This is a genomic window from Campylobacter showae, from assembly GCF_004803815.1.
GTDB classification, from domain to species: Bacteria; Campylobacterota; Campylobacteria; order Campylobacterales; family Campylobacteraceae; genus Campylobacter_A; species Campylobacter_A showae.
The window spans coordinates 1,632,109-1,646,016 of record NZ_CP012544.1; the positions used below are offsets into that span (position 1 = coordinate 1,632,109).

At 44.5% G+C, this 13,908-nt stretch carries 11 protein-coding genes; 1 reads left to right on the forward strand and 10 read right to left on the reverse strand.

Features of this window, described 5'->3' with window-relative positions:
• Positions 1 to 23: 23 nt before the first annotated feature.
• The 6 genes from gmk to rpsB form a co-directional block, all read right to left on the reverse strand.
• A complete protein-coding gene (gene gmk, locus CSHOW_RS08045) occupies positions 24 to 632 on the reverse strand; it encodes a guanylate kinase (RefSeq protein ID WP_002950072.1) in 609 nt (202 codons plus the stop codon).
• The gene (locus CSHOW_RS08050; protein ID WP_002950074.1) at positions 633 to 2,189 is read right to left on the reverse strand and encodes a response regulator; all 1,557 of its coding nucleotides are present in this window, start codon (positions 2,187 to 2,189) and stop codon (positions 633 to 635) included.
• Positions 2,190 to 2,253: 64 nt separating this feature from the next.
• Positions 2,254 to 3,015 carry a flagellar biosynthetic protein FliR gene (gene fliR, locus CSHOW_RS08055; protein ID WP_002950075.1) on the reverse strand — a complete coding sequence of 254 codons (762 nt, stop codon included), beginning with the start codon at positions 3,013 to 3,015 and terminating at the stop codon, positions 2,254 to 2,256.
• A gap of 431 nt (positions 3,016 to 3,446) precedes the next feature.
• Positions 3,447 to 4,103, reverse strand: a complete 657-nt coding sequence (locus CSHOW_RS08060) for an ABC transporter ATP-binding protein (protein WP_002950076.1) — start codon at positions 4,101 to 4,103, stop codon at positions 3,447 to 3,449.
• A gap of 6 nt (positions 4,104 to 4,109) precedes the next feature.
• Positions 4,110 to 5,174: a translation elongation factor Ts gene (tsf, locus tag CSHOW_RS08065; protein WP_002950078.1), complete on the reverse strand. Its 1,065-nt coding sequence runs from the start codon at positions 5,172 to 5,174 to the stop codon at positions 4,110 to 4,112.
• A complete protein-coding gene (rpsB, locus tag CSHOW_RS08070; protein WP_002950079.1) occupies positions 5,174 to 5,974 on the reverse strand; it encodes a 30S ribosomal protein S2 in 801 nt (266 codons plus the stop codon). Before rpsB ends, tsf begins: the two co-directional genes overlap by 1 nt.
• A gap of 349 nt (positions 5,975 to 6,323) precedes the next feature.
• On the opposite strand from rpsB, the gene CSHOW_RS08075 reads away from it, so the two are divergent.
• Complete coding sequence (locus CSHOW_RS08075; RefSeq protein ID WP_171992817.1) at positions 6,324 to 10,658, forward strand: beta strand repeat-containing protein; 4,335 nt, start codon at positions 6,324 to 6,326, stop codon at positions 10,656 to 10,658.
• Positions 10,659 to 10,823: 165 nt separating this feature from the next.
• Here CSHOW_RS08075 and iadA read toward each other — a convergent pair whose 3' ends face one another.
• The 4 genes from iadA to CSHOW_RS08095 form a co-directional block, all read right to left on the reverse strand.
• Complete coding sequence (gene iadA, locus CSHOW_RS08080; protein WP_002948653.1) at positions 10,824 to 11,963, reverse strand: beta-aspartyl-peptidase; 1,140 nt, start codon at positions 11,961 to 11,963, stop codon at positions 10,824 to 10,826.
• Between the two features lie 192 nt (positions 11,964 to 12,155).
• On the reverse strand, positions 12,156 to 12,371 hold the full coding sequence (locus CSHOW_RS08085; protein WP_002948654.1) for a hypothetical protein: 216 nt from the start codon (positions 12,369 to 12,371) through the stop codon (positions 12,156 to 12,158).
• Between the two features lie 103 nt (positions 12,372 to 12,474).
• Positions 12,475 to 13,044 carry a tetratricopeptide repeat protein gene (locus CSHOW_RS08090; RefSeq protein WP_002948656.1) on the reverse strand — a complete coding sequence of 190 codons (570 nt, stop codon included), beginning with the start codon at positions 13,042 to 13,044 and terminating at the stop codon, positions 12,475 to 12,477.
• A gap of 123 nt (positions 13,045 to 13,167) precedes the next feature.
• Positions 13,168 to 13,899, reverse strand: a complete 732-nt coding sequence (locus CSHOW_RS08095) for a purine nucleoside phosphorylase YfiH/LACC1 family protein (RefSeq protein ID WP_002948657.1) — start codon at positions 13,897 to 13,899, stop codon at positions 13,168 to 13,170.
• Positions 13,900 to 13,908: the final 9 nt, after the last annotated feature.

Genomic DNA, 13,908 nt, shown 5'->3' on the forward strand with positions numbered 1-13,908 from the left:
TTCGTTATATTAGCATAATTTTATCAATTATTCCATTTGTTAATAATCTCTTTTGCGTCTAAATTTGACGTTTTTAGGCGCATCGAGCGCAAAATCCCGCGCAAATTTTCATAGCAGTTTTGCAAGTCGTCGTTTATCAAAAAATAATCGTACTCTAAGATATGCTCCATCTCGCCGACCGCATTTATCAGCCGCTTTTCGATAGTTTCCGCACTATCGCTGCCGCGATTTTGCAACCTTGATTTTAGCTCATTTTTGCTAGCAGTCGTGATAAAAACGGAGGTGATATTTTGGGCAAATTTTGATTTTGCGATATTAAAACCCTGCACGTCGATATCAAAAATCGCTATTTTACCATCTTCAAGCGCCTTTAAAACGGGCTTTAGCGAGGTGCCGTAGTAGTTGCCGTGCACGCACGCCCACTCCAAAAACTCATCCGTGTCTATGCCTTTTTTAAACTCGTCTTCGCTTGTAAAATAATAATTCACGCCATCGGTCTCGCCCTGCCTCGGCGCTCTTGTTGTGCTTGATATCGAAAAATAAAGATCGTTTTCCTCTTTTAAAAGACGGTTTAAAAGCGTGCTTTTACCGCTACCGCTGGGGCCGGAGATAATTAAAATTTGCCCCTTCAACTACTTTTCCTCAAAGCTAATACTGATTTTAATATTGAGGTTTTTTAGGGCTTCTCGTAGCTCGCCGTCTTGTAAGGAAGCTTCCAAATTTTTAGTCACCGCATCTGAAATTTGAGCCTTTATTTCGTCTATTTTTACGCTTTTATCTTGCGGCTCCGCTACTTCGCTTACGTCAAATCCATTCTCATTTAACGCTAAAGCCATATCTTTTTCGCTAATCTGTTCGATTTGGCTGTATTTCTCTACATCAAATTCGACAGTACCGGCAGGCTCGTTTTGAGCCTCTTTGTCTTCATTTGGTCCGGCTTGATCGCCAGACGTTAGCGCTTGCGCTTGTTCGTCCGCCGCAAAATCCTCGCCCGTAACCTCGTCATCTAGAATTTCTTGGGTTAAATTTTCATCATTTTTAGGCTCTTCGTTTTTTACGTCAAGCGCTTCGCCGTCCGTATCATCGACCAAAAAGTCCGCATCGTCTAAAATATCGTCTTTTATCTCTTGCTCTTTGTTTTCTTCAAATTTTATCTCATCGTCCGTAGCGGTGTCTTTTGGATACTCTTGCGCCGCTTCGTCGCTTATGGACATTTGCGACTCTTTATCGTCCTCTGACGCAAGCTCTACGCTTGGTTCCTGAGAGTTTTTAAAACCGGTATCGTTAGGCTTGGCGTCTAGTTCTACAAATCTCTCGTCCGCATCCTCGGCGTCTTTAGCCTCCGGCTCGCCGCTAGTAGCTTCAAATGCCTCTTCGTCCATGGCGTCTATCTCGTCGATTTGGTTCTTTATATCTTCTATGCTGTCGCCAAATGCCTCAAATTTAGCCTCTTGAGACTCGTTTTGCTCGGCTATCTCTTCTCCAGACTCGTCATCCAAATCAAGCCCGCTAAAATCCTCTTCTTTTACGGCTATTTCAAAATCATCGAGTTCACCTAGCGCTTCTTGCTCGTTTATATCTTCAAATTTATCGTTATCCGCCTCCGATTCGTCGAAATTTGGCTCATCCGCCTTGCTCTCAGGCTCTTGGCTCGCATCGTCCGTAGATTTATTAACCGTATCGCTAGGCTCCTCAAAACCGGCTGCTTCGTCACCGGATAAAACCGGATCGTCGTCCAAAATACCCTCTAAATCAAACTCTTCGGCATCGATAGGAGTAGGCTCTTCTTTAAATATTTCATCGCCCAAATCATCCATAAACTCAAATCCCTTTACCGATACTTCATCGTCTTGAGCCTCGGTCTTAGCCTCGCTAGCGGCCTCTTTGCTCTTGTTCGCCAGATCCTCTACGATAGTGATAAATTCCGTCGGCAAAAACGGCTTTGGCAGTATCCTGTCGGCATTTTCAAAGGTCGGAGAATTTTTAGAGGAAAGGTATAAAATTTTATTTGCAAATTCTTTTAGGTTCATCTCTTTTGCGTCGATATCGCTGTCGATGATAAGCACGTCAAAAACGCCGCTAAGCTCGCTGGCGTCGCCGATCTCAACGTATTCGTAACCCATTTTGCTAAGAGCCAGCGTCGCCAAGCGCGATACCGCGGGGTTGGCGTTTACAAGAACGATTTTCACGAATTCTCCTTTTTATACCTAAAAAACGTATTTTAAAACATTTTCCATTACTTCAAGCTTAGTTTTAGAAAAATAGCGACGGAAGGTCGTTGATAACGCGAAGCACAAGCTGCCTAAAAAGCTCCATCATACCCGCTAGTATCGCGATCAGCACAGCAAAGCCGATCGTGATCTTGATCGGATAGCCAACGACCAGTAGGTTAAACTGCGGCATCGTCTTCATCAGCATACCAAAAATCAGATCTGAAAGCAGCGAGAGTGCCAAAATCGGGAAGGAAATGATAAATCCAAAAGTAAACAAATTTATCATAGATTTTGAGGCGTACTGCACGATGTCTGGGCTCGGGTAAAAGCCGCCCAGCGGCACGTGCGTAAGCGAATTTGAGATAAAAAGCAAGATCAAATGGTGCCCATCAAAAGCCAAAAAGGTCATGAGCGCGAGGAAATTTATTATATTTGAGATCACGGGCGAGCTAAGGCCAGTCTGCGGGTCAAGTACCGAAGCCATCGAAAAGCCCATGATCATCGATATCTGCTCGCCAGCTAACTGCAAACTGGCAAAAACGATGTGAAGCAGCAGTCCTGCGCAAACTCCCAGCGCCGCCTCGCTCACGATCTCGACGGCTAGATAGTAAATCTCGCCGTTTTTAATGCTAGCAAGCGGAAACAAAAATAGCGTTAGCAGAAACGAAAACGCGGTCTTGACGCTCATAGGTATCTGCTCGTGCCCGTAAAACGGGAAAAACAACATCAGCCCGCCGATACGCGCAAACAGCAGCATAAAGGTGATGACGCGCTCGGGCGCAAAAAACTCGACTAACTCCACCTGACACTTTCGTTTTAAATTTAAATGCCGTTATTTTAGGGTTAAATCCTTGAAAATTCGGTAAATTTGAAAGACAGATGAAAATGTGCGGAAATTTAGGCGTGATCAGGCGCGGTAAATGCTGCTTTGAGCGCTAAATTTATGCACGCAGTTGCCCATTTTAAAATTCAGGCGGTTTAAATTTATCGACCGCTTTGAATTTTTGTTTTTGGGTTAAATTTTAGTTTTGCGGGGCGGCGAGATGTAGGCGTTCGTTTTTATGTTTTGTCGGTTGACGAAGTTGAAACTAGGCCTGCCACAGCAAATTTAACAAGTTGCTACGCCTTGCGGATTCAAAATATCTTACGATAAATTTGACTTAAAAAATAGCTCGTAAATTTGACGCTTAAATTTTAAGCAGTAAATTTAAAACTCGTTGCCCTTAAAAATATTTAAATAACTTCAGGGTAAATTAAAGAGAATTTTTTATCCTCGAGGCGGTAAACCTCGTCGCATCTTTGCGCGAGCTCATTGTCGTGCGTGACTAAAACCAGCGCCGCATCGTTTGCTTTGATGTAGTTAAACAGCGTTTGCATCACTTCGTTTGCGGTCTGTTTGTCCAGATTTCCAGTCGGCTCGTCGGCAAATATCACGCGCGGCTTTTTGCAAAGTACTCTAGCAATCGAGACGCGCTGCTGCTGGCCGCCGCTTAGCTCGCCTACTTTTTGATTCATTACGCCGTCTATTTTTAAATTTGACAAAATTTCATCATCGATCTTTTGTGCGGATAAAACGGAGGCTAGTTCGATATTTTCGTGCGCGCTAAAGCCTTTAAAAAGATAGTGCGCCTGAAAAATGATACCGAAATCAAATCTGCGAATACGCAAGAGCTCGTTTGCAGGTAGTTCGTAAAGCGACTTACCGCCGTAGATAACTTCGCCGTTTTTTGGTCGCAAAAGAGTAGAAAGTATGTGGAGTATAGTTGATTTGCCGCAGCCGCTGACGCCCGTTATAGCGCAGCTACCGCCGGCATTGACACTTAAATTTACATCCTCAAAGAGCGTATAATCATACGCAAAGCCTAGATTTACGCCCTTTAAGATTTCCATTAAATTTTAGCCTATTTGCGCCGCAACCTCGGCCGCAAAGTCCTCGTTTTTCTTCTCTAGGCCTTCGCCAAGTTCGAAGCGAACGTATTTTACCACCTCGATCTTGCCGCCTAGCTCTTTGCTTTTTTCTTCAATGACTTGCTCAATAGTTTTTTTATCGTCCATTACGTAAAACTGTCCAAGCAGCGTAAGGCGCTGATCTAAAACGGTGTTGTCGGCGTAAAATCTCTCGATCTTGCCAGGGATGATTTTATCCCAAATTTTCTCGGGTTTACCTTCAGCTTTTAGCTCTTCTTCGATGGCTTTCGTAGCTTTAGCAAGCTCTGCATCGCCTATTTGGCAGCGGCTAGCATACTCTGGGATGTGATGAAGCGGCTTGCCTAGGCGTTTTAGCTCTTCATTGTCTTTTTCGAGCTCAGCACGAAGTGCGATAAATTCCTTCTCGACAAAATCTTTATCAAGGTCTTTATAGCTGATTACGCTTGGTTTCATAGCAGCTGCGTGCATGCACAAATTTCTTGCAAATTCAGCCGCTTTGTTTGCGATTTCAGCGCTTTCGCAAGCTAGGCCGATCAGTACGCCTACGCGGCCGTTTGAGTGCACATAGCCGTTTACTACGCCTTTGTCGTCCGCTTTTATAGTCTCAAAGCGGCGAACGACCAAATTTTCGCCGATAGTAGCGATCTGGGTTTTAAAATAATCCTCAAATTTAACGCCGTTGATAACGCTTGCGTTTAGGCTCTCGACGTCTTTTATCAAATTTGTTTGGATGTGCGCCGTAGTGTCTTTTGTCAAATTTTGAAACTGAGCGTTTTTAGCGACGAAATCAGTCTCAGAGTTTATCTCGCTGATAGTCGCGGTTTTGCAGTGATCGCAAACAACAACGCTCACAAGACCCTCGCTAGCTAGGCGGTCAGCCTTTTTAGCGGCCTGACCTAGACCTTTTTCGCGCAATATATCAACGGCTTTTTCCATGTCGCCGTTAGCTTCGGCTAGCGCCTTTTTGCAGTCCATCATTCCGGCTCCGGTTGATTCACGGAGCTCTTTTACCATTTGTGCGCTGATTTCCATTACTCTTCGTCCTCGCTGAAGTCCTCAGAGAAGTCTTCGTTTACAGCCTCGTTTACGACTGCGTCTTTTTCGGCTTGACTTACAGCCTCTTTGCCTTCTTCTTGCTCGCCGCCGTCTTTTTCAAGCTGAGAGCGTCCCTCGATGATAGCCTCGGCCATCTCTTGGCAGAAAAGCTGAACAGAGCGAATCGCGTCGTCGTTGCCAGGGATCGGGAAGTCGATAACGTCAGGATCGCAGTTTGTATCGATCGGAGCTACGACAGGGATTTTTAGGCGGTTAGCCTCTTGAACGGCGATTTTTTCTTTTACGGTGTCGATGACGAAAATCATATCAGGCACGGTTTTTAGGTTTCTAATACCGCCTAGAGACGCTAGAAGCTTCTCTTTTTTGCGGCGAAGCATTAGAGCTTCTTTTTTAGTTAATAAATTTATAGAACCGTCTTCTTCCATAGCCTCGATTACTTCGAGTTTGCGGATAGATTGGCGGATAGTGCCGAAGTTCGTCATCATGCCGCCTAGCCAGCGGTGATTTACGTACGGCATGCCGCATTTTTCAGCGTACTCTTTTAAAGTTGCGCCGGCTTGCTTTTTAGTGCCTACGAAAAGTATAGTCTTGCCCTCTGCAGCCGCGTCGCGAACGACGTTATAAGTGTAGCGGAAGTAGCGGATAGTTTTTTGTAGATCTATGATATAGATACCTTTTCTCTCGCCGAAAATGAATTTTTTCATCTTCGGATTCCATCTGCGTGTTTGGTGTCCGAAATGAACGCCGCACTCTAGCAAATCTCTCATTGTTACCATGAGTTTTCTCCTTGTGGGTTTCCCCGAAATTTAGGTTTCTCCTCCACACCCATTAACATTTGTTTTTAACAAACGCAACCAAATTTTAGGACTGGTGTGTGTGAATTGAAGCTTGGATTATATTTAAAAATAACTGAATTAAAGCTAAATTTAATATATTGATCAAGATCAAATAAAGCTTCAATATAAAAAATCAAAAAATAATTTTTTTATATATTTTTAATCAAATATAACGATTTTTTGCTATAATACGAACGTTTAATATAATGTCGATTACAAACCAAACCACTTGATTCAAAATTTTATTAAATAAATCAAAATAAAACATATAGACCAAAAGGAGTCCTCAATGGCAGTAACTCAAGCGCAAGTAGCACAGCTTTACGTAGCGTTATTTAACCGCGCACCCGAAGGAGCAGGCTTTAACGCATGGGTAAACGCGGGAGCAAACAGTACGATAGCTAAGATGGCTAACGATATGCTATCTTCTCCGGCGGCCCTAGCCTATTTTAACGGCAGCATAGATCACGATAGAGATTTCGTAGAGATGCTCTATAAAAATATCTTAGGCAAAGACTATTCTCAAGACCCGGACGGTATTAACGCATGGGTAAAACACATTCAACTAGGTAACTCAAGAGGAGATACCGTAGCTAAACTATTTGAAGTAGCTACTTCTGCTATAGCAAAAGCAGCCGACCCTGTAGCCGCTAAGGTATTTGAAAATAAAACGGCCATCTCTCAGTATATGGCCGAGAAGATAGCAGATATTCCGGCCGATCAAACCGGAGCTTACGACTACTCTTTATTCCAAGAGATAATAGCGACTACGAATAATACCAACCTAGACGAGCAAAAAGCAAAAATAGACGCTCTTATAGCTCCTACTATCCACAATCTTTCAGCAGACGCTAACGACGTAAGCGGAACAGGCAAATCAGACGTATTTAACGGAGCAGTATCTGCTACCGTAGGACAAACTACGTTTAAAGCTACCGATAAGCTAGACGGCAAGGGCGGAAACGATACTTTAAATTTAGACCTATACACTAACTTCTACGGAATGACTAACGGAACCGGAGAGGTTAAAAATATAGAGAATCTAAATTTGACCAACAAGACCAACGGCGATTTAAGATTTGACACTAAATATATCCATAACCTAGAAACCATCACCTTAAACGGCGAGAATAAGGTAGACGTTATTAACCCGGAGAACAAAGTAAAACTTTTAGTCAACGATCTAAAACTAAGCGGAAACGGCGATACGGGAAGATTAAATCTAATCTATAATACCGACGTATTAGCCGGAAGCAACGATAACCAGGAAATCGTCGTAAATAATGTAAACATGGATAAAGACGCTAGAATAAACATAACTACCGTTAACGGAGACCATATAGAAGCTCTAACCATTAACGCCGTAGGAGGAGCTAGCAAGCTAACTAATTTTACATCAAATACGATTAGACAACCAGACCAAGTTGCAAGCATAAAGACTATGCATATAAAAGGAACGGCTGATCTAACGGTAGATACTACGAGCGGGCTATATAGCTTTGACGCTACCGAATATAAAGGCAACAAACTAATCGCAAACGTAAAAGCCAACGGATACGTTCAAAGCATAAAAGGCAGCGGACAAGACGACGTATTTAACGTAACCGGAGCCAGCGGAAGAATCATACCTATCGACGGAGGAGCCGGCAAGGATACGGTAAACTTCATAGACGCTATAAACGGAAACCAACACGTAGAGATGACGGGAGTGGAAGTACTAAATATCAACACCAACGCTTCAGTGCTAGACTTTACCAGAGCGCAAGAGATAACCGAGCTTGGCATAAACGGAACTAGCGCCACCGTAAATATACTTAACTCTAAGATAGCAAAAGTAAACGCAAAAGCTACCAACTCTACAAACGTAACTATAAACAATAGTACCGATATAAGAGATTTCGTTATAGAAAAAGGTAACGGCAGCATAACCGCAAACGGAACAGAAAAGCTAAACGTCAAAGTAGCCAACGCTAGCGACGTACCTGCAAGCCAAGGCACCACTAGTGCAAGCGTAGTCTCAAATACCGTAAAAGAGCTAGACTTTACCCTAGAAAATACTACGGCTAACAGTAGTACTTTTTATCAAGATATAAACAGCGTATTTGCTCTTGAAACGCTAAACGTAGTAAATAAGACCGATAAAGATATAACGGCTAGTATTACGGCGTTAAACGCTTCGGGAAGCCACGATACGAATGCCTACAACCTAAAGACTCTAAACGTGGAGACAAAGGGAGACTATACTATAAACAATAAGCTAAGCGGCATCAGTAAAATCAATCTAAAAGGTACAGGCGACGACACTAGCGTAACTCTTAGAGCAGTAGGCGATAAGACCTATCTTCCGGTTCCTCTTCAAGGCGTTCAAGATATTTCTTTAAAAGCCGAAGGATTAAAGAATTTAAGCGTAGCTAACGGCGAATATATAATGACTACCAGAAACGTAAGCCTAATATCTACTACGGATAAAGAGGACTCTACAGTAACGTACGGTGCATTAGGAGCCTACGATCCTCAAAATGAGTACAACACGTGGCCCCTTACTCCAGGGAATAACTACTATTTACCTCGATATCAGCCAAACGACGTTACTATCTCGGCGACGGGTCAAAAGATACTAAACGTAGGTAAAATAAACGCCGTAGGCGACGTAAATTTAACTGCACACATTACTCAGGCGGAGTCTGCGACTACTTTCGGTACCGGTATACATAATGCCCCACATCCTAGCTCTTACTGGGCCAGCTTAAACAAAAAAGTACCTCTGCATATAGCAGGCAAAAGCGTAACGATAAACCATACCGCAGCGGACGGTATAGATGACGGAGTGTTAAATTTAAGAGGATGGGGTTGGGCTAATCAAGGGGACTTTACTATAAATGCAAGCGGCTATAAAACTTTAAACGGCTTTAGTGAGTCAGGTATGTCTATAACTAGCTATGGCGATAATGGCTCTATAGTTTTAAACACCAATGCGACAGTAGCAGGTTCAACGGCGAAATTTGGAGACCACTCTACTGGCGGGGGCGTCCAGCTAAGAGCCAAAAATCTAAATATCAATGCTACTGCAGCAAACGGCATAACTGACTCCGAAGTTAGCTACGGTAACTTCTATGGATATAAAGCGAGCGGTAAAGCTACCATAAAGGCTGTAAATCAAAAGAGCGTGGATATCGGATGGCTAAGGGGATTTAACTCTGCGGACGATAGTAAAAAGATGGATGTAGATATAAATCTAAGCACCAATATATCAGACGCAACCGTCAGTATAGGTATAAGGGATACCGGTCTATCTTACGGTATAGGTCACCGTATCGATACTACGCCTGATGAAATGGCAAAAAATGTAAAGCTAAACGCAACGGGACAAAAAACATTTAAGATAAAAGACATCGGTGCCGTAGGCGACGTAGATGTTAATATTAAGGGTAGCGGCTTGCATTCTACGGCAGAATTTAGAGGAAGCATAATCGGTAAAAATGTCAATATAAATTTAAACGATTTATCGAATGCATCGTTTGCATATGGAATTACCGCCAACGAAAATTTAACGATAAAATCAGGAACAAACAATTACTTGCAGAGCATAACCTTTAGTACCTCGGAAGGATTGTCGGGCAAGAATGTCGATTTAGATTTCTCTAACGTTATAGCGCCTATTTACTTTTATAACGTTACTGCGCAAGATAGCTTAAGCTTTAAAGGGTATGCCGGCGATGAAGTATCGACGCTACGTTCGATTATCTTCAATAGTACAGCTACTGATTTTACCGCAAATATTATAAATGCAAAAGGACACTTAAACGGCAATCCAGCAAATAGCACCATCAAAACATTAATCCTAAAAGGAGGGGTAACGAATCCGGCAAGTATAGAAGCAGCAGGAAATAATACAGATTTTACCGTAATGACCGGCGGGCTAAGCAAACTACAAACTTTGGATCTTAGCAACTATGTAAACGCAAGCGGTAAGACTATTGCGACTGTTGCGGCTACCAATATCGATATTGCGTCCATAAAAGGTTCAGCCACTAAAGATGTTTTGAGTATAGCCTATGCTACAAACACCAAACTAAAGACCGTAGATACCGGTACGGGCGACGACGAGGTAACCTTTGGCGGAAATACTACTCAAACCCACGATATAACCGTCAACCTAGGCGAAGGAAACGATACTGTCACTACTGCGGCATTAACCGCTAATAAAAAATTCCAAATCAGCGGCGGAGCGGGTAACGATACGTTTAACCTAGGAGCTTCTACGACAGACGCTAGCGCTAGCAAATACGTAACGATAACCGATGCAAACAGAGGCGATAAGATAAGCTTAGGTAGCGCCGGTGCAGCTACGTTACAAAAAATAGCTCTAAACGTAGACGGCAGAGCCGATCTAAAAACGGCTATAAACGATGCGCTAGGTAGTCTAAGCTCTACAGCGGCAAATACTATCTATGCGGTATACTACGGTAACGATACGTATCTAGTAAGAGACGCTAACAGCAATAAGGCCTTAGACGCTAACGATAACTTAGTTAAACTAGCAGGTATCTCAAATTTTGACTTGTTAAACGCTAACTCGGTAACCGAAGGCGGAGTAAACTATATCCAGATAACTAACGCGTAATCTTAAGTGGAGCGGAGTTTTTCCGCTCCGGATATAGTTGCCGTTTTTGGATCAAATTTTACATAAACGCAACAAGCTTCGACATGTAAAAGCCAAATAGGCCACAGCGGTACAAAACCTACTGCATATTTCAGCGTGTCGGCGAAATTTACGCACTAATGATTTTCACTCAAAAAATCCCTTTTTCACGAGCTTACCCTCTCTCACGCAAAACCCCCCTTTCGCGATCACGCTATCTAAATTTAGAGCTTCGTCAAATACTGCAAAATCAGCGTCAAAACCTACTCTTATCTCGCCTTTACCGGCTAGATTTAAATATTTTGCGACGTTTTTGCCAATCATGCTTAGCGCTTGCGGGATGGTTAAAATTTTATTTTTCACGCAGGCCTGCAAGACCTCTAAATTCGTCTCGCACGAAGCGCAGCCGTAGCCCACCAACGCGCCGTTTTCGTCAAATCTAGGCACGCTGCCATTGCCGTCCGAGCTCATCGTTAGGCGCTCTAAATTTAGCCCATTAGCAAGCCCGTACGCGATGGCTTCATGAAGCGGGGCAAATTTACTTCCGCCGCTCGTGATGTCGATGTAGCCGCCCATTTTTTGAAATTTGATCGCCTCGTCAAAAAGCTCCTTCGTCCGCGCGCAGTGCGTCGGCGAAAAGTAATTAACCGGGAACGAATAGTCCTTAATCACGCTAAAAATGAGGTCGAATTTATCCGCGAGCCCGCCCATATGCATGTGTAGCACGCCGCCTTTTTTCGAGATCATGCCGCCGATGCGGATCTGCGTCAGGGTCTTGATGAGCTCCTGAGAGGTCGGGTAGCTGCCGCGGTTGTCGCTCATTGCGATCTTACAGCCGATGACCTTGTCGATGAGCACCAGGTCGCGCGTGACGGAGCCCGTAAATGTGACGCTAGGCAGAGCGTAAGAGCCCGTGTGGATGAAGGTCGAGATGCCCTCGTATTCAAGCGCCTTAGCCTTTGAGTAGAGGTTTTCCAGACTCCTCGTGCACCCGTCGGTGCCCAGCGTGCCTACGACCGTCGTCGTGCCGTAGCGGATGATTTGCGATAGCGTTATTTCGGGCGTGCGCGAGTGATAACCCGCTTCGCCGCCGCCGCCCGTGATGTGCACGTGCTGATCGATGAGTCCGGGCGCTAAAATTTTACCCTCCAGATCGTAAATTTCAAGCCCTTCGACTCGAAAATCAAGCCCCTTAGAAACGGCTAAAATTTTACCTCCGCCCACTAAAACGTCGCTCCTACCGATGTGCTCTGGCGCATATAGATCGGCATTTTTAAGCAACAGCATATTTTCTCCTTTGCTTTAGATTTTTGATTGTAAATTTTACGTTTTTTGGCTTTCTTAACTGCGATGTCACGCCGTCATTTTACATCAAATTTGATAAAAAGCAGATATTTCGGCTTTGGTCGGAGAGGCTACAGCTTGGGCGATGCTTAAGGTTTATTTTTGTAGGTTTAGCAAGAGGTAAAATTTATCCGACTATCCGCTTAGCTGCACGCTTTCTTCTATCTTCATTAGTCCCGTAAATACGCGCCTGGCGGCCTCTTTTTGCTCATCCGAGATCTCGATTTTTTTCTCGTTTAAAAGCAAATTTACGAGCTGCTCGTTTTGCAGCGTCTGGACGTCAAATTTTCTCGCGTTTGCGGCGATTTTTGCCGCGAGAGGATTTTTTGATTTAAAATTTTCGTATGGCATTTTTCTCGATTTTTAGTAAAATTTTGGCTCAAATTTAAACTTGGCGCGCACCTTGCAAAGCGCAAAACGCGCGACCGAGTTAAATTTAAGGCTCTAGCCTGGCTTAACGCTTTAAGATTTTAGCGTTTTCGCAGCCGACCTCTAGCCCCATCTTGCACGCTTTTTCGTAAAATTTAACCGCGGCTTTGACGTCCGAGTTTACGCCCATGCCGCGCTCGCTCATAAAGCCCGCCTCGTTGCAGCCTTTAGCTAGGCCCAGCTCGCATGCGTTTTTATAGAGCTCGTACGCTCGCGCTTCGTCTTTTACTGCGCCGACGCCAGTCTGGTGGGCGTACGCTAATGCGTAGCAGCCCAGCTTATCGCCCATTTTGCAAGCTCGCTCGTAAAATTTAGCCGCCGTCTCAGGCTGCCTAGCCGCGACTTTTCCGCTAGCGATCATCGCGCCGATATCATAGCATGCCCGTGCGTGTCCGCCCTCACACGCTAGATTAAAGAGTCTCGCTGCCTCGCTAAAATCCGACACTCGGTACATCGCCAGCGCGTCTTCAAACTGCTTATTTGCCGAATTTGCAGGCACGCTCGCAAGGACGCTAGTCATCTCGTTTGAGGATCTCGTTTGCGCCGCAAAAAGCGCGCTCGCGGCAACAATCAAACAAACTAAAATTTTTCTCATTTTGGCTCCTTATTTTATGAGATTACGGTTTAAATTTTAGCCCTTTTTAATAAACATAAATGAAATTTTAACTAAACTCGCCTGGCCGCGCGTTCGCCTACACCCAATTTAGGCCATATACAGCTATTTTGACGAGATTTTATTCATCGCAAAACCGCAAAATCGCCCCGTGACGCCATCTCTGCGATATGAAAATAGCTCCCTCGTCTCAAACGTACAGCGCGAATCAAACTCCACTCGCTCAACGCCAAGCGCGGTAAATTCGTCCCGCAAGGCTGCCTCCATGTCAAATTTGCCGCCATTTTTATAGCGGTTAAACTCGGCCAAATCAAGCTCGCCCACCTCGTAGTTTCGCGCCTTGATATTTGCGCCGACAAACACGCGCAAATCGCCCGCCTCGCAGCCAAACTCGCTCGCCATCAAATTTACCGCATTCGTGCAAATTTTACCCGTTACGCCCGCCCTGCCCGCATGCACGGCAGCAACCACGCCGCGTCTCTCGTCCGCGATCAAAACAGGCGAACAGTCGGCAACCAAAACGCAAAGCGCTACGCCTCTAAGCGCGGTTATCACGCCGTCGCAGGGCGGTAGCTCATCATCAATATCTCGCAAAATTTCCACGCGATTTGAGTGAATTTGACGCATAAATTTTAGATTGTCGGGCGCGACGCCGATTTGCTCGGCTAGGATTTCGCGATTTTTAGCGACGTTTGCAGGCTGGTCGCCGACGTGACCCGCTAAATTTAACCCCTCGTACGCGCCCTCGCTTACTCCACCAAAACGCGTCGTAAAGCCAAGCTTCAAGCGCTCGCTTTCAAAAACTACGTCTAAAATTTCCCGCTTCGTTTTCGTCAAATTTAACCC